This is a genomic window from Pseudomonas sp. NY15364, from assembly GCF_048068235.1.
GTDB classification, from domain to species: Bacteria; Pseudomonadota; Gammaproteobacteria; order Pseudomonadales; family Pseudomonadaceae; genus Aquipseudomonas; species Aquipseudomonas mendocina_D.
Window position 1 is genome coordinate 101,218 of record NZ_JBLUPX010000012.1, and the last position, 15,703, is coordinate 116,920.

Here is a 15,703-nt window from a genome sequence, read left to right on the forward strand (position 1 = left end):
AACCGCGGCTTTAAGCGAAGTCAGCCGGCATTGGCAGACTGCCCTGGAAATTGCCCAACGACAAAAACCTCAGGCATAAAAAAGCCCGCCAAAAGGCGGGCTTCTTCGTCAGGCAGCCGATCAATTACTTGATCTTGGCTTCCTTGTACATCACGTGCTTGCGTACGACCGGATCGAATTTCTTGATTTCGATCTTGTCAGGGGTGGTGCGCTTGTTCTTGTCGGTGGTGTAGAAGTGGCCGGTACCGGCGCTGGACACCAAACGGATCAGTTCACGCATGACTCTCTCCTTAAACCTTTTCGCCGCGAGCGCGCAGCTCGGACAGCACTACATCGATGCCACGCTTGTCGATAACACGCATGCCTTTGGCAGATACGCGCAGACGCACGAAGCGCTTCTCGGACTCGACCCAGAAGCGATGGTGCTGCAGGTTCGGCAGGAAACGACGACGGGTTTTGTTGTTTGCGTGGGAAATGTTGTTCCCGGTTACCGGACCCTTACCGGTAACTTGACAGACTCTCGACATGCCTCAGCCCTCTAAAACCACATGCCCAACCCGGCATGGGTTGGCCGCTTAAACTCAATGTCATTGGCGCTCGGCGCCGCGTTTCTCGAGGGTCTTACCGGGCGCACTGGATAGCGCAAGAACCGGGCCCCTAGAAAAGAGCGCTGCTTTATACCAGAAAGCCCTGGGAGCAACAAGGAAAACTGCAGGATAAAACACAACCCCGGGTCAGCAGACCCGCCGGGGGCCGGCCCGTTGGGGCCTGATCAAGATTTGACCGCTCGTCGCCTCGATCAGGTATTCAGCGCCCGGCAAATCGACTAGGGTTGCAAGCTTGCCGTCAACGCCAGGAATGAGGACCTCACCATGCGCCTGTTGCTCGCTGCTCTACTGTGCACCCCGATCCTGACCCAGGCTGCCACCCTCAGCATATGCACCGAAGCCAGCCCTGAGGGTTTCGACGTGGTGCAGTACAACTCGCTGACCACTACCAATGCCTCGGCAGACATGCTGATGAACCGCCTGGTCGAATTCGACGCCGAACAAGGCAAGCTGCTGCCGAGCCTGGCGCGCAGCTGGTCGATCTCCGCCGACGGCCTGGTCTACGACTTCACGCTGCGCGACGACGTGCAATTTCACCACAGCGCCGACTTCACGCCCAGTCGCCACCTCGGTTCTCAGGACGTGCTGTTCAGCTTCCAGCGCATGCTCGACGAGCAGCACCCCTGGCATGCGGTGGCCGCCAGCGGTTACCCACACGCCCAATCGATGCAGTGGCCCAGCCTGATCGCCAAGGTCGAGGCGCCGGATGCCCACAGCGTGCGCATTACCCTGAATCGCCGCGACGCCACCTTCCTCGCCACCCTGAGCATGGGCTTCGCCTCGATCTATTCCGCCGAATACGCCGACAAGCTGATGGCCGCCGGCACCCCGCAGAAGCTCAATAGCGCGCCGGTGGGCAGCGGTCCGTTCGTCTTCGAGCGTTTCCAGAAGGATGCCGTGGTGCGCTACCGCGCCAACCCGGACTACTTCGCTGGCAAGCCGGGGGTGGACCGAGTGATCTTCGCCATTACCCCGGATAGCAACGTGCGCCTGCAGAAGCTGCGCCGCGGCGAATGCCAGATCGCCCTGTCACCGAAACCGCAGGACGTGCAGGCCATCGCTGGCGACGCCAAGCTGAAAAGCGCGCAGACCGCCGCCTTCATGACCGCCTTCGTCGGCATCAACAGCCAGCATACGCCGCTGGACAAGCCGCAGGTGCGCCAGGCGATCAACCTGGCGTTCGACAAGGCCAGCTACGTCAAGGCCGTGTTCGAAGGCAGCGCCGAGCCGGCCAACGGCCCCTACCCACCGAACACCTGGAGTTACGCCAGCGAACTGCCCGGCTACGCGCACGAGCCGGCAAAAGCACGCGCCTTGCTGGCCGAGGCAGGCCTGGCTGACGGTTTCAAGACCACCATATGGACGCGCCCCAGCGGCAGCCTGCTCAACCCCAACCCGAGCCTCGGCGCGCAACTGCTGCAGGCAGACCTGGCCAAGGTCGGCATCGACGCTGAAATCCGCGTGATCGAGTGGGGCGAACTGATCCGCCGCGCCAAGGCCGGCGAACATGACCTGCTGTTCATGGGCTGGGCCGGCGACAACGGCGACCCGGACAACTTCCTCACCCCGCAATTTTCCTGCGCCTCGGTCGAGTCAGGTCTGAACTTCGCCCGTTTTTGCGATGTGGCGCTGGACAAGCTGATCGCCGATGGCAAGACCAGCAGCGACCAGAGCGAGCGCAGCCGCCTCTATCACCAGGCGCAGCAGATCATTCAGGAGCAGGCGCTGTGGCTGCCGTTGGCCCACCCGACCGCCTTCGCCCTGCTCAGCGAGAAGGTGCAGGGTTACAAGGTCAGCCCATTCGGCCGACAGGATTTCGCCTCAGTGCAGATCGCACCATAAGGCGCCATCGTGGTGGGATACGACACGTAGGACCGGTGCAACCCGCCACCCTCAATGCGGCGGGTTGCACCCGCCCTACGCCCCGCTACATCCAGCCCAGCTCGGCCATCGACAGCGGTTCACCATCGCCAACGATGAAGTGGTCGAGCACGCGCACTTCGACCAGCGCCAGAGCATCCTTGAGCCGCTGAGTCAGCACGCGGTCGGCCTGACTGGGTTCCGACACGCCCGATGGGTGGTTATGGGTGAGGATGACGGCGGCGGCATTGTTGGCCAGCGCCCGCTTGACCACCTGCCTGGGATATACGCTGGCACTGTCGATACTGCCGCGAAACAGCACCTCGAACGCCAACACCCGATGCTTGGCATCGAGAAACAGGCAGCCGAATACCTCGTGCGGTTCGTGGCGCAGTTGCGCCTTGAGGTAATCGCGCACGGCCTGCGGGCTTTCCAGCGCTGAGTCACGACGCAGGCGCTCGGCCAGATGGCGCCGCGACATCTCCAGCACTGCCTGTAGCTGTGCGTACTTGGCCGGGCCCAGACCAAGGTGTTGGCTGAACCCAGCCAGATCGGCTTCGAGTAGCGCTCTCAGGCTGCCGAACTCGCTCAGCAGATAGCGCGCCAGGTCCACCGCACTCTTGCCGGTCACTCCGGTACGCAGAAAGATCGCCAACAGTTCGGCATCGGTCAGCGAGGCCGCCCCCTGCTCCAGCAATTTCTCCCGCGGGCGCTCTGCCGCGGGCCAGTCACGAATGCTCATGTACACCTCCCTATTGAGCCAGGCGCCCGCTGTTCCGCTGCGGGCGCTGTGCTATCGTAGCCCATCTTGTGCGACACGTTGACCGTGTCGTGCTTTGTTTGGTTAATGCGCCTAGGCACCTTAATCCCTTGCTATCAGGGGGTTTTAAGCCCGAAAAAGCATTCAACAAACCGGCTCAGCCTGGTTAATCCACACCCTGGAAACGCTTCGTTTTGGCGGGGATGGATAACAAAAGCTGTATCTGTTCAAACCCTAAAATGGGTCAATGAGCGGTTACAGAAACAGGACAGTAACGTTCAGCTATCACCGAATTGTTACTAAAAATGTCTGACCCGAGGGTGAATTTGCCCTCCGGGCAGAACTCATCCTCGCAAGTCTGGCAGTGAGCCAATTCACCGTCGTGAGACGTTGGGGGGATGTTGAACCAAGCACGGAGCGAAAAGCTCCGAATCGCATTGCTCAACTTCGCTTGCATAGGAAGTACCGAGCCTGGCATGTACCTGCCAGTTCATTAGATCGGCATGCGTCAGGGGCCAACCCTGGGGTGTGAAGCCCGATTAACAATGTCTCGCTCTTATGAGGGTGTTATCCGGTGACGGAGAACGCTATACGTCCGAATTGCACGGACGTAACGAGGCTAATGACCCAACCCGCATGGCTAACGCATGTGAATCGTCGCCTGAACCTTCGTAACTACGGATAGGCCTACGGCAATTATTGGCCTTAGCCAAAATCGGCATAGTAGTCGGACAGCGCAGTGGGATGATGCGCTGCGGTACCAATACGACTACCGGGGGAAAGACGAAGCCTAAACGGGGAATAGATGCGACTCGGGGAACGTGGCAATCCCGACCACTCGCCTGCCCAGCAACATCGGGCAGGCAGGCAAACCGCAAGGGGCGCTGATGGGTGTGGGGAATGGGAGGATGCAAGAAGCGAACGGTCGCCTGTAACGGGTGGCATACCGGTTGGAACATTACCGGCAGGGGATAACTCTGGCTGACGTGCATCTGGTCTACGAGCGCAAAAACAGCCGCTGATTCCAGCGATAACCAAAAACGACCCTATGGGCGAACTACTGCCCATAGGGGAGTAGTCCGTCCTGAGTGTCGTTCATCTCGGGAGGACTGTATGAAAACGCAACCAGCAACACCGGAAGCGTCTGCGTCCTCAGGCGGAGGGGCGAACTGGCACGATCTCGATTGGGCCAAAGTTCAACAATCCGTTCGGAGAACGCAGCTGAAGATTGCGCAGGCAACACGGGAAGGTAACTGGCGCAGGGTTAAACGCCTGCAACGGATGCTGACTCGCTCGTTTTACGGCCGCTGCTTGGCTGTAAGGCGAGTCACGGAGAACCGGGGTCGCAAGACTCCGGGCGTCGATGGAGAAACCTGGGGTACGCCCCTAGCCAAGTTCCATGCCGTGAAACGTCTGTCGAAACAACGAGGCTATCGGCCCAAACCGCTACGGCGGGTCTGGATACCGAAGCCCGGCAAGCAGGAAAAGCGCCCACTGGGTATCCCGACGATGTTGGATCGGGCCATGCAAGCGCTGTATCTGCAAGCGTTGGAGCCTGTAATAGAAAGCACCAGCGATCCGAAAAGTTATGGCTTCCGGCCTGACCGCTCGACCGCTGACGCCATGGTTGAACTCTTCCACCTGTTGTCGCCCACCGTGGCGCCGACCTGGATTCTGGAGGGGGACATCAAAGGCTTCTTCGACAACATCAATCACGAGTGGCTGTGCCGAAATGTCCCGATGGACACGAAGGTGCTGCGCAAATGGTTGAGAGCCGGGGTCATCGACCGGCGACAACTCATGGCAACGGAAGCCGGGACGCCGCAGGGTGGAATTATTTCGCCCTGTCTGGCCAATGCCACTCTGAACGGTCTGGAAACTCAGCTGAAACGTCATCTGGCGAAGAAGCTAGGCATCAAGAAGGCCGAGAAGACCAAGGTGCAGTGTGTACGGTATGCGGACGACTTCGTGATCCTGGCGGCTTCGAAAGAGCTGCTGGAGGAAGAGGTCAAGCCCTGGGTAGAGCAATTCCTGTCAGTACGAGGGGTTGAGTTATCTCGGGAGAAAACGCGCATCACGCACATTCACCAGGGATTCGATTTCTTGGGGTGGAATTTCAGGAAGTACGTGCCGAAGTCACCACGCAGGAAGGCCAAGCTGCTGATCAAGCCCTCGAAGAAGAACGCCTCGGCGTTGTATCGGAAGGTGCGCGAGATCATCAAAAGTAGTGGGGCACTGACGCAGGAAGCGTTGATCGGCCAACTGAACCCGGTACTGAAGGGGTGGGCACAATACCACTCCCCGGTCGTGGCAAAGGAAACCTTCAGCAAGCTGGATCACCTGATCTTTTGGCGAATCTGGAGGTGGGTGAAGCGTAGGCATCCGAGGAAGTCAGCTGACTGGATCAGGAATAAATACTTCCGATCCATAGGCGGGCAGAGCTGGGTGTTCGCGTACCCCTACAAGAATGGTAAGGGAGAAAAGCAGTACCGCCGGCTATACCTGTTGGCGGGAACCGCAATCGTGCGCCACAAACGTCTTCCGGGGGACTACAACCCCTACGACGCGGAACACGAACTGAAGTGGGAGGCACTGAGAGTCCAGCGAATGCAGCACAAGCTGCGTTATCGAGGACAAATTCTCAGCCTCTTCCGCAGACAGCGGGGTGTTTGCGCCTCGTGTGGGCAAGCGGTGAGCAAGGAAACCGGATGGCATGACCATCACGTCATAAGACGTGTGGACGGCGGTTCGGACAATCTGCAAAACCGCGTATTGCTTCATCCAAACTGCCACGCGCGGCTTCATAGCCAGCAAAAAGATACACCGCTACGGTTTAGCGGTTTATAGCTGTAGAATCCGACGCACCTCCGTACGTTGCCGGCCAAGCTACTTGGTTTCACGTAGGCTTGAGCCGTATGCGGTGAAAGCCGCACGTACGGTTCTTAGGGGGGGATCGGCCAGCAATGGCCTATCCCTACCCGACTTTACACGGGGCCGGCCTGGGGAGGCGTTGGTCACGTGGCGCACATCCACCGGTTTATAAAAGGCAAGCCTATGCAGCGGCTGTATCGCAAACGCATCATCGTCGGCGTCGGGGGCGGTATTGCTGCCTACAAGAGCGCCGAACTGGTTCGCCGACTCAAGGATCAAGGCGCCGAAGTCCGCGTGGTGATGACTCAGGGCGGACGCGAGTTCATCACCCCGCTGACCCTGCAGGCCCTGTCCGGCCACCCTGTGCACCTCGACCTGCTCGACCCCGCCGCCGAAGCCGCGATGGGCCATATCGAGCTGGCGCGCTGGGCCGATCTGATCCTCATCGCTCCAGCCACCGCCGACCTGATCGCGCGCCTGGCCCAGGGCGTGGCCAACGACCTGCTGACCACGCTGGTGCTGGCTACCGATGCGCCGATTGCCCTGGCTCCGGCGATGAACCAGGCCATGTGGCGCGACGCAGCCACCCAGGCCAACCTCGAACTGCTGCAAAATCGCGGCATGCGCGTGTTCGGCCCGGCCTCCGGCAGCCAGGCCTGCGGTGATGTTGGCCTCGGCCGTATGCTCGAACCCACCGATCTCGCCCAATTGGCCGCCGACTGCTTCCAGCGCCAGGCACTGGACGGCCTGCACATATTGATCACCGCCGGCCCGACCCAGGAAAACATCGACCCGGTGCGCTACATCACCAACCACAGCTCCGGCAAGATGGGCTTCGCCCTGGCCGAGGCCGCCGCCGAAGCCGGTGCCCGCGTGACCCTGGTCAGCGGCCCGGTGCACCTGCCAACGCCGGATCGCGTCAGCCGCATCGACGTGGTCAGCGCCCGCGACATGCTCGCGGCCTGCGAAGCCGCCATGCCCTGCGACGTGCTGATCGCCGCTGCCGCAGTCGCCGACTACCGACCAGAAGTGGTCGCCCAGCACAAATTGAAGAAAGACCCTAGCAGCGGTGAAGGGATGCTCCTGCAAATGGTGCGCAACCCGGATATTCTCGCCACCATCGCCGGCCGCGAGGATCGCCCGTTCAGCGTGGGCTTCGCCGCCGAGACCGAGAACCTGCTCGAATACGCCTCGCGCAAGCTGCGCGACAAAAATCTCGATCTGATCGTCGCCAATGATGTGGCCAACCCCAGCATCGGCTTCAATAGTGAAGAGAACGCCATCACCGTGATCGACCGCGGGCTGCAGCAATTCAGCTTCGCCCAGACCAGCAAGGGCAAGATCGCCCGCCAGTTGATCACCCTTATCGCCGAACGACTGAACAAGAACTGACCATGCACGCTCTGCAAGCCAAGATCCTCGATCCTCGCCTCGGCCAGGAATTCCCGCTGCCGCAATACGCCACGCCTGGCTCTGCCGGCCTCGACCTGCGTGCCATGCTCAAGGAAGACATCGTCCTCGAGCCGGGCCAGACCGTGCTGATCCCCACCGGCCTGTCGATCTACATCGGCGATCCAGGCCTGGCGGCGATGATCCTGCCGCGTTCGGGCCTGGGCCACAAACACGGCATCGTGCTCGGCAATCTGGTCGGCCTGATCGACTCGGACTACCAAGGCGAGCTGATGGTGTCGTGCTGGAACCGCGGCCAGACGCCGTTCACCATCGCCATCGGTGAGCGCATCGCGCAGTTGGTGCTGGTACCGGTGGTGCAGGCGCATTTCGAGCTGGTCGAGCAGTTCGACGAAACCCAACGTGGTGCTGGCGGCTTCGGCCACTCCGGTAGCCACTGATTCACACCCCACAGGACGACCCGCCGAGGAGCACCCACGTGAAACTCTTCAAGCGTACTGCCAAGGAAGCCGACACGGCTGCCAGCCTGGTGCCGAGCAAGCCCAAGGGCAAAACGGCGAACCCCTCGCTGGGCGCACTGCTACCCGGCCTACTGGCTGCCCTGATCGGCGGGGCCGCAGGCGCCGCGCTACTGTGGTTTACCGACAACAGCAGCAGCCAGGCACGCCAGACAGAGCTGGTGCAGGCCATCGGCACCGGCCAGGCCGCTGCCGTGCAGCAGGCGCTCAAGCAATTGCAGGCCGACAGCCTCGCCGCGGCTCGCAACCCTGAGCTGTTGCAAGCACTGCAGAGCGGCGACAACCTGCGGGTCAGCGAAGCCGAACGGCGCCTGGGCTACTGGGACGGCGTGATCGATGCCCACCTTAATCGCCGCGGCGAAGCGGTACAGAACACCTCCCGTGCCGCGCCGATGAACTTCGCCGGTCTGGATATGCTGCGCCGCACTGAAAGCGGTCAGCAAGCCGCCACCGAAGCCTATCGTGTGGGTGAGCGCTGGCTGGCCTATAGCGCCGTGGCGCTACGCCTGAGTGAGAGCCAGCCGGCACAGGGTACGCTGCTGCTGGCCTTCGACCTGCAGCGCGTACTCGCAGCTGTGCCGGCGCTACCCGCCGAGTATGGCCAGGTGCAGCTGGTGCAGCAGTTCGCCAACACGCCGGCACAGGTGCTCCTACAGCGCGGCCAGGCAGGCGACGCCGCCGCTGCGCAGACCTTCTCTACCGGCAACCCTTACTGGAAGATCAGCTTCACCCCCGGCCCCAGCCTGACTCAAGGCAGCATCGCTCCGGCAATGCTCGGTCTCGCGTTCCTGCTTGCAGTGGGCGGCGCCCTGATCGGCATGATCCTGGTTCAGGGCGCGCTGCAGCGGCGCGTCAATCTCGACGCCCAGCAGCTTGGGCAAATGCTCAAAGAACTCTCTGCGGGTAAGAACGTCAAAGCCTTCAGCCTCAGCATTCCGGCGCTCGATGCGCTGGCTCAAAGCCTGGCGCGATTGCCGCGCCGCAACAGCCCTGAAGGCAGCAGCACCCCCACTAAAGGAACAGCCGCGGCCCCCGCCGCTCAGCCGGCAGCCAAGCCAGCCGAGATGGTCGACCCGCTGTTTCAGGACACCGATATCCTCGATATCGACATTCTCGATGAAGACCAGGATCTCCTGGGACTGGAGCAGAGCCCCGCAATGAGCACGAGCCAAAGCGCCCCGAAACTTCCCGCCGATATTTTCCGCGCCTACGACATCCGTGGCGTAGTGGGCGACACCCTGACCGCCGAATACGCCTACTGGATCGGCCGTGCCATCGGCTCGCAGAGCCTGGCTCAGGGCGAGCCCAAGGTCATCGTCGGCCGTGACGGCCGCCTCTCCGGCCCGGAACTGCTGCAGCAACTGGTACAAGGTCTGCTCGACTGCGGCTGCGAAGTCACCGATATCGGCATGGTGCCGACCCCCGTGGTGTACTTCGCCGCCAACGTGCTGGAAGGCCGTTCGGCCGTGATGCTCACTGGCAGCCACAATCCACCGGACTACAACGGCTTCAAGATCATCATCGCCGGCGATACCCTGGCCAACGAGCAGATCCTCGCGCTGAAGACCCGCCTGGACAACAACGACCTGGCCACAGGCGTCGGCAGCGTGCAGCAGGTCGACGTGCTGCCGCGCTACTTCAAGACCATTCGCGACGATATCGCCCTGGCCAAGCCGCTGCGCATAGTGGTCGACTGCGGCAACGGCGCCGCAGGCGTGATCGCCCCGCAACTGATCGAAGCCCTGGGTTGCAGCGTGATTCCGCTGTTCTGCGAAGTGGACGGCACCTTCCCCAACCACCACCCGGACCCGGGCAAGCCGGAGAACCTGGTCGACCTGATCGCCCGCGTCAAAGCGGAAAACGCCGACCTGGGCCTGGCCTTCGACGGCGACGGCGACCGTGTCGGCGTGGTGACCAACACCGGCAACATCGTCTACCCCGACCGCCTGCTGATGCTGTTCGCCAAGGACGTGGTCTCGCGTAACCCCGGCGCCGACATCATCTTCGACGTCAAATGCACCCGTCGCCTGACCCCGCTGATCAGCGGCTACGGTGGTCGCCCGGTGATGTGGAAGACCGGCCACTCGCTGATCAAGAAGAAAATGAAGGAAACCGGTGCCCTGCTGGCCGGCGAGATGAGCGGTCACATCTTCTTCAAGGAGCGCTGGTACGGTTTCGACGACGGTATCTACAGCGCTGCCCGTCTGCTGGAAATTCTCAGCCTCGAAAAACGCAACGCCGAGCAGGTGTTCAGTGCCTTCCCCAGCGACATTTCCACACCGGAAATCAACATCAAGGTTACCGAGCAGACCAAGTTCGGCATGATCGAGCGCCTGCAGCGTGAAGGCCAATGGGGCGAGGCGAACATCACCAGCATCGACGGTGTACGCGTCGACTACCCCAAGGGCTGGGGCCTGATCCGCGCCTCCAACACCACACCGGTGCTGGTGCTGCGCTTCGAGGCCGACACCCAGGAAGAGCTGGAGCGCATCCAGGACGTGTTCCGCGCACAACTGCTCAAGGTCGCCCCCGACCTGCAACTGCCCTTTTGACCGATTTGTTCCAGGAGCCCCTGCATGACCCTCGAGCGTGACGCCGCTGCCCAAGTTGCCAAGGTACTGTCCGAAGCCCTGCCCTATATCCGCCGCTTCGTCGGCAAGACCCTGGTGATCAAGTACGGCGGCAACGCCATGGAAAGCGAGGAGCTCAAGCAGGGCTTCGCCCGCGACATCGTGCTGATGAAGGCTGTCGGCATCAACCCGGTGGTGGTGCACGGTGGTGGGCCGCAGATCGGTGATCTGCTCAAACGCCTGTCCATCGAGAGTCACTTCATCGACGGCATGCGCGTGACCGACACCGCCACCATGGACGTGGTGGAAATGGTGCTGGGAGGGCAGGTCAACAAGAGCATCGTCAACCTGATCAACCAGCATGGCGGCAGCGCCATCGGCCTGACCGGCAAAGACGCCTGCCTGATCCGCGCCAAGAAGCTCACGGTCAGCCGGCAGACGCCTGAAATGACCCAACCGGAAATCATCGATATCGGTCATGTCGGCGAGGTCACCGGGGTCAACACCGACCTGCTGAACATGCTGGTCAAGGGCGATTTCATCCCGGTCATCGCGCCCATCGGCGTCGGCCCGAGCGGTGAGTCCTACAACATCAACGCCGACCTGGTAGCCGGCAAGGTGGCCGAAGCGCTGAAAGCCGAGAAGCTGATGCTGCTGACCAATATCGCCGGCCTGATGGACAAACAGGGCCAGGTACTCACCGGCCTGAACACCGAGCAGGTCAACGAACTGATCGCCGACGGCACCATCTACGGCGGCATGCTGCCGAAGATCAAATGCGCCCTGGAAGCGGTACAGGGTGGCGTGACCAGCTCGCACATCATCGATGGCCGTGTACCCAATGCCGTACTGCTGGAGATCTTCACCGATATCGGCAACGGCACCATGATCAGCAACCGCAAACGCCCCTAAAGGCAAGCCGCGAACGCGGCTTTCTGATGCCCCTCTCCCTCCGGGAGAGGGTGCCCGCAGGGCGGGAGAGGGAAGTGGGCACCATGAATCCCCCATGCATGCACGCATGGCGACCCGAACGGTGCGCATAGCGCACCCTACCCAAACCATCGAGCGGCCTTATCGCAAGCCATCCGCACACCGACTCGAACTTGCCGCAACCCTCCTCAACATGCACGCTCACCAGGTACCCCTGACAAGGAACCCCCATGAGCAGCTTGCCCGAACCCAGCCAGTTCAGTTTCTTCCACGCCTTACGCGTGCGCTGGGCCGAAGTCGATCCGCAAGGCATCGTCTTCAACGGCCACTACCTGACCTACGCCGACGTGGCCATCACCGAATACTTCCGTGCGCTGGGAGTCGCCTACCCCGGTGACCTGGCACAGGACGGCGGCGATTTTTTCGCAATCCGCACCTTGCTCGAATACCGTGCTCCGGCGCGCTTCGACGACCAACTGCAGATCGGCATCCGCAGCGCGCGTCTGGGCCGATCCAGCCTGACCTTTGCGCTCGGCATCTGGCGCGACGGCGAGCTGCTGACCAGCGGCGAAATCGTCTATGTTCACGCAGACGGCGCGACACGCAGCAGCGCACCGCTGCCGCAGTGGCTCAGGGAAAAGATCGGGAGTTTCGAGAAGACTCAACCGCAAGGCTGAATAGCTAAGCCCTAGGGCTTTTTCTGCGGTTCGCCAAACAACTCGGCCAAGCGCGCGCGATCAGCGGCGAAACCAGCCTCGGCTTGAGTGCGGATTTCCTTGTAGCGGGCGATATCGCGCTGCAGACGCTGCTGCTCTTCCTTGAGGTTATTGATCTGCGCCAGCAAATGCTCCGGCACCTGGCGCCCGGCACGCTCGTGGTCGGCGGCCTGGCTCTGCAGGTTGGCTTGCTGGGTACGCACCGACTGCAGGTTGCCGCGAGCGACACTGGTGACGCTGTCGAGCTCGGCCAGCTTGCGCTCGCGGGCACGGTCGACATCATCAAGATTGGTGTACAGCCGCAGCAATTGAGCATCGCTGCTGGCGCGTGCCTTGTCCGCCTGCATGCGGGCGAACTCCTCAGGCGTCGGGGCCGGCGGGATCACCCGCACGACACGCCCCTGATCATTGAGCACTTGATAGCCCTTGCCGATGAATTCCGGCGGCACACCCTGACGGCTGAGCACGGTTACGCCCTTGTCATCGACGTAACGATAGAGTTCAGCCGCGCCCCCCGACAATGGCAGCAGCAGGCTAAAGAGCAGCGTACAGCGAGTCAGGCGCGGTGCAGGCATAGGACTACCTTGTACTAGGGCTAGATTCCATATTCGGCGCGATAGGCTTCGACGGCCGGCAGATATTGCTTCAGTTCAGCATCCTCTGCCAGATACTCCAGTACCTGTTCGAGTGACACGATGCTCACTACGGGCATACCGAAGTCCCGCTCGACCTCCTGAATCGCCGAAAGCTCGCTCTGGCCCCGCTCCTGACGGTTCAGCGCGATCAAGGTGCCGGCAGCCTGTGCGCCTTGGCCCTGGATGATCTGCATCACTTCGCGGATCGCGGTACCGGCGGTGATCACATCATCGACGATCAACACACGGCCCTTGAGTGGCGCACCGACCAGGGTGCCGCCTTCGCCATGATCCTTGGCTTCCTTGCGGTTGAAGCACCAGGGCAGATCGCGCTGATGATGCTCGGCCAGCGCCACGGCAGTGGTCGCCGCCAGCGGAATGCCCTTGTAGGCCGGGCCGAACAGCACGTCAAAATCAATGCCGCTGTCGACGATTGCCGCCGCGTAGAAACGCCCCAGCTGCGCCAACGCCAGACCGCTGTCAAACAGGCCGGCGTTGAAGAAATAGGGGCTGGTGCGCCCGGACTTGAGGGTGAACTGGCCAAAACGCAGAACCCCGCGCTCGATGGCAAAACGAATGAAATCGCGCTGGTACGCTTGCATGAAAAGTCCCGGACGGCACGGATTTAGCTAAATGAGGTGAGCTCGGGTATCATACATGCATGTGTTTTTGGGGGCCATTTATGCGGATCATCAGTGTGAACGTGAATGGTATTCAGGCTGCGGCCGAGCGAGGTTTGCTCAGTTGGCTGCAAGCCCAGAATGCCGACGTGATCTGCCTGCAAGACACCCGTGCCTCTGCCTTTGAAATGGACGACCAAGCCTTCCAGCTGGATGGTTATTTCCTCTATGCATGCGACGGTGAAGTGCCCAGCCAAGGTGGCGTGGCACTCTACTCGCGATTGCAACCCAAGGCGGTGATCAGCGGCCTCGGCTTCGAGATGGCCGATCGCTACGGGCGCTACCTGCAGGCAGATTTTGACAAAGTCAGCATCGCCACCCTGCTTCTGCCCAGTGGGCGGGACGGTGACGAAAGCTTGAATCAGAAATTCAAGTTCATGGACGACTTCACCCATTATCTGGACAAGCAACGGCGCAAGCGTCGCGAGTACATCTACTGCGGCTCGCTGCACGTAGCGCACCAGAAGATGGATGTGAAGAACTGGCGCGACTGCCAGCAATCACCAGGCTTCCTGGCGCCCGAACGCGCCTGGATGGATGAGGTGGTTGGCAACATGGGTTATGTCGATGCCCTGCGCGAAGTCAGCCGTGAAGGCGACCAGTTCAGCTGGTGGCCGGATAACGAGCAGGCGGAAATGCTTAACCTGGGCTATCGCTTCGACTACCAACTGCTCACGCCGGGCATGCGCCGCAGCGTCCGCAGTGCGCGCCTGCCGCGCCAGCCGCGCTTCTCTCAGCATGCGCCGCTGATCGTCGATTACGACTGGATTCTCAGCGTCTGATCGACAGGCAGGAGCGCAGGCTTAGCGCCTAACGCCCGTCATTAGCATGTCGGCGCAGCGGATTTGTAGGAGCGGCGCCCCGCCGCGAACAAGGGCGGCGCGCACTTGAAAGACTTCGCCCCGGGGCGGGGCTCCTACGAAAAGCGGCTACGGGAACTTGCCTGATCGGCACTAGATTTAGTGCCGATTAAGTACGCACGGGTTTACTTCACCAAACGCCAACTGAAGGGGTAGCGATAGTTCTGCCCTTCGTTGGCCTTGATACCGGCGATGATGGTCAGCACCAACGCGGCCAGACCCAGCAGCATCAGCAGCGGGAAGCCGATCACCACCACCATCAGGATGAAACAGACCACGGCGGCCAGCGCCACGCTGATCTGGAAGTTCAGCGCTTCCTTGCCCTGCGCATCGACGAAGGGGTCGAAATCCTTCTTGATCTGCCAGACGATCAGCGGGCCGAGCAGATTACCGAAAGGGAACACCAGGCCGAGAAACGCGGCAAAGTGACAGAACATGGCCCACTGACGCGCTTCCTGACTTGGCGTCGGCAGCGGGTTTTGCATATCGTCATTCATCCTGGTGCTCCTTGCTCGTTACGGGTTTCAGTCGACCAGAGCGGCCTTCTGCAGTTCAAAGATCTCGTTCATGCCCTTCTGCGCCAGCGCCAGCATGGCGTTGAACTCGTCAGGTTGGAACGGCGCGCCTTCGGCTGTGCCCTGTACTTCGATGAAGCCGCCGGCGTTGGTCATCACCACGTTGAGATCGGTCTCGGCGGCAGAATCTTCCAAGTAATCCAGATCCAGCACCGGCTCGCCCTGGTAGATGCCGACAGACACCGCAGCGATCATCTGCTTGAGCGGCTCACCTTTCAGCGCGCCACGCTTCTTCAGCACTTTCAGGGCGTCGATCAGCGCCACCATGGAACCGGTGATGGATGCGGTACGGGTACCGCCGTCGGCCTGGATCACGTCGCAGTCGACGTACAGGGTGTTCTCGCCCAGCTTGCTCATGTCCAGCGCGGCGCGCAGCGAGCGACCGATCAGGCGCTGGATTTCCAGGGTACGACCACCCTGCTTGCCACGGCTGGCCTCGCGCTGGTTACGCTCGCCGGTGGCGCGCGGCAGCATGCCGTATTCGGCAGTCAACCAGCCCTGGCCCTGCCCCTTGAGGAAACGCGGCACGCCAGATTCGACACTGACGGTGCAGATCACCTTGGTATCGCCGAACTCCACGAGCACAGAGCCCTCGGCGTGCTTGGTGTAGTTGCGGGTGATGCGAATCGAGCGCAACTGATCGGCGGCGCGGCCACTGGGACGTTTCATCGAGCGATACCTACTTCATTAAGTGAAAACAGTGCGCATTA

15 protein-coding genes are annotated in these 15,703 nt (G+C 61.5%); 8 read left to right on the forward strand and 7 right to left on the reverse strand.

Annotation, left to right across the window (positions count from 1 at the left end; translation table 11 throughout):
- Positions 1-124: 124 nt before the first annotated feature.
- Both rpmG and rpmB read right to left on the reverse strand, forming a co-directional pair.
- Complete coding sequence (gene rpmG, locus ACNFCJ_RS12600; protein WP_003464575.1) at positions 125-280, reverse strand: 50S ribosomal protein L33; 156 nt, start codon at positions 278-280, stop codon at positions 125-127.
- A 10-nt stretch (positions 281-290) separates the two neighbouring features.
- A complete protein-coding gene (rpmB, locus tag ACNFCJ_RS12605; protein ID WP_016495372.1) occupies positions 291-527 on the reverse strand; it encodes a 50S ribosomal protein L28 in 237 nt (78 codons plus the stop codon).
- 345 nt (positions 528-872) lie between these two features.
- Here rpmB and ACNFCJ_RS12610 point away from each other — a divergent pair, with 345 nt between their 5' ends.
- Positions 873-2,450 (forward strand): ABC transporter substrate-binding protein, encoded by a 1,578-nt coding sequence (locus ACNFCJ_RS12610; RefSeq protein WP_416771673.1) that lies wholly within the window; start codon positions 873-875, stop codon positions 2,448-2,450.
- Positions 2,451-2,535: 85 nt separating this feature from the next.
- Here ACNFCJ_RS12610 and radC read toward each other — a convergent pair whose 3' ends face one another.
- A complete protein-coding gene (radC, locus tag ACNFCJ_RS12615) occupies positions 2,536-3,210 on the reverse strand; it encodes a RadC family protein (RefSeq protein ID WP_075750716.1) in 675 nt (224 codons plus the stop codon).
- A 1,131-nt stretch (positions 3,211-4,341) separates the two neighbouring features.
- Here radC and ltrA point away from each other — a divergent pair.
- From ltrA to ACNFCJ_RS12645, 6 genes are all read left to right on the forward strand, one after another.
- The gene (ltrA, locus tag ACNFCJ_RS12620; protein WP_416771674.1) at positions 4,342-6,075 is read left to right on the forward strand and encodes a group II intron reverse transcriptase/maturase; all 1,734 of its coding nucleotides are present in this window, start codon (positions 4,342-4,344) and stop codon (positions 6,073-6,075) included.
- A 207-nt stretch (positions 6,076-6,282) separates the two neighbouring features.
- Positions 6,283-7,491, forward strand: a complete 1,209-nt coding sequence (coaBC, locus tag ACNFCJ_RS12625) for a bifunctional phosphopantothenoylcysteine decarboxylase/phosphopantothenate--cysteine ligase CoaBC (RefSeq protein WP_416771676.1) — start codon at positions 6,283-6,285, stop codon at positions 7,489-7,491.
- Between the two features lie 2 nt (positions 7,492-7,493).
- Positions 7,494-7,949 carry a dUTP diphosphatase gene (gene dut / locus ACNFCJ_RS12630; protein ID WP_024310042.1) on the forward strand — a complete coding sequence of 152 codons (456 nt, stop codon included), beginning with the start codon at positions 7,494-7,496 and terminating at the stop codon, positions 7,947-7,949.
- 1,235 nt (positions 7,950-9,184) lie between these two features.
- A complete protein-coding gene (algC, locus tag ACNFCJ_RS12635) occupies positions 9,185-10,579 on the forward strand; it encodes a phosphomannomutase/phosphoglucomutase (protein WP_416771703.1) in 1,395 nt (464 codons plus the stop codon).
- 24 nt (positions 10,580-10,603) lie between these two features.
- Positions 10,604-11,509: an acetylglutamate kinase gene (argB, locus tag ACNFCJ_RS12640; RefSeq protein ID WP_416771679.1), complete on the forward strand. Its 906-nt coding sequence runs from the start codon at positions 10,604-10,606 to the stop codon at positions 11,507-11,509.
- A gap of 248 nt (positions 11,510-11,757) precedes the next feature.
- Complete coding sequence (locus ACNFCJ_RS12645; RefSeq protein WP_143507457.1) at positions 11,758-12,204, forward strand: acyl-CoA thioesterase; 447 nt, start codon at positions 11,758-11,760, stop codon at positions 12,202-12,204.
- Positions 12,205-12,215: 11 nt separating this feature from the next.
- Here ACNFCJ_RS12645 and ACNFCJ_RS12650 read toward each other — a convergent pair whose 3' ends face one another.
- Together ACNFCJ_RS12650 and pyrE are read right to left on the reverse strand one after the other, a co-directional pair.
- Positions 12,216-12,818, reverse strand: coding sequence for a DUF4124 domain-containing protein (locus ACNFCJ_RS12650; protein WP_416771681.1), 603 nt, complete (start codon positions 12,816-12,818; stop codon positions 12,216-12,218).
- Between the two features lie 20 nt (positions 12,819-12,838).
- Complete coding sequence (pyrE, locus tag ACNFCJ_RS12655; protein WP_003464595.1) at positions 12,839-13,480, reverse strand: orotate phosphoribosyltransferase; 642 nt, start codon at positions 13,478-13,480, stop codon at positions 12,839-12,841.
- A gap of 80 nt (positions 13,481-13,560) precedes the next feature.
- Between pyrE and ACNFCJ_RS12660 the strand changes: the two genes are divergently transcribed.
- Positions 13,561-14,340 carry an exodeoxyribonuclease III gene (locus tag ACNFCJ_RS12660; protein WP_017360498.1) on the forward strand — a complete coding sequence of 260 codons (780 nt, stop codon included), beginning with the start codon at positions 13,561-13,563 and terminating at the stop codon, positions 14,338-14,340.
- A gap of 203 nt (positions 14,341-14,543) precedes the next feature.
- Here the strand turns inward: ACNFCJ_RS12660 and ACNFCJ_RS12665 are convergent, their stop codons facing one another.
- Both ACNFCJ_RS12665 and rph read right to left on the reverse strand, forming a co-directional pair.
- Positions 14,544-14,915 (reverse strand): DUF4870 domain-containing protein, encoded by a 372-nt coding sequence (locus ACNFCJ_RS12665; RefSeq protein ID WP_416771683.1) that lies wholly within the window; start codon positions 14,913-14,915, stop codon positions 14,544-14,546.
- Between the two features lie 27 nt (positions 14,916-14,942).
- Positions 14,943-15,662, reverse strand: coding sequence for a ribonuclease PH (rph, locus tag ACNFCJ_RS12670; protein WP_041980407.1), 720 nt, complete (start codon positions 15,660-15,662; stop codon positions 14,943-14,945).
- Positions 15,663-15,703: the final 41 nt, after the last annotated feature.

Bases quoted from the DNA above. Each gene is read 5' to 3' on its own strand.
- coaBC (WP_416771676.1), top strand. From the start codon at position 6,283: ATGCAGCGGCTGTATCGCAAACGCATCATCGTCGGCGTCGGGGGCGGT.
- ACNFCJ_RS12665 (WP_416771683.1), bottom strand. From the start codon at position 14,915: ATGAATGACGATATGCAAAACCCGCTGCCGACGCCAAGTCAGGAAGCG.
- rpmB (WP_016495372.1), bottom strand. From the start codon at position 527: ATGTCGAGAGTCTGTCAAGTTACCGGTAAGGGTCCGGTAACCGGGAAC.
- ACNFCJ_RS12610 (WP_416771673.1), top strand. From the start codon at position 873: ATGCGCCTGTTGCTCGCTGCTCTACTGTGCACCCCGATCCTGACCCAG.
- radC (WP_075750716.1), bottom strand. From the start codon at position 3,210: ATGAGCATTCGTGACTGGCCCGCGGCAGAGCGCCCGCGGGAGAAATTG.
- ltrA (WP_416771674.1), top strand. From the start codon at position 4,342: ATGAAAACGCAACCAGCAACACCGGAAGCGTCTGCGTCCTCAGGCGGA.
- dut (WP_024310042.1), top strand. From the start codon at position 7,494: ATGCACGCTCTGCAAGCCAAGATCCTCGATCCTCGCCTCGGCCAGGAA.
- pyrE (WP_003464595.1), bottom strand. From the start codon at position 13,480: ATGCAAGCGTACCAGCGCGATTTCATTCGTTTTGCCATCGAGCGCGGG.
- argB (WP_416771679.1), top strand. From the start codon at position 10,604: ATGACCCTCGAGCGTGACGCCGCTGCCCAAGTTGCCAAGGTACTGTCC.
- ACNFCJ_RS12660 (WP_017360498.1), top strand. From the start codon at position 13,561: ATGCGGATCATCAGTGTGAACGTGAATGGTATTCAGGCTGCGGCCGAG.
- rph (WP_041980407.1), bottom strand. From the start codon at position 15,662: ATGAAACGTCCCAGTGGCCGCGCCGCCGATCAGTTGCGCTCGATTCGC.
- ACNFCJ_RS12650 (WP_416771681.1), bottom strand. From the start codon at position 12,818: ATGCCTGCACCGCGCCTGACTCGCTGTACGCTGCTCTTTAGCCTGCTG.
- algC (WP_416771703.1), top strand. From the start codon at position 9,185: ATGAGCACGAGCCAAAGCGCCCCGAAACTTCCCGCCGATATTTTCCGC.
- ACNFCJ_RS12645 (WP_143507457.1), top strand. From the start codon at position 11,758: ATGAGCAGCTTGCCCGAACCCAGCCAGTTCAGTTTCTTCCACGCCTTA.
- rpmG (WP_003464575.1), bottom strand. From the start codon at position 280: ATGCGTGAACTGATCCGTTTGGTGTCCAGCGCCGGTACCGGCCACTTC.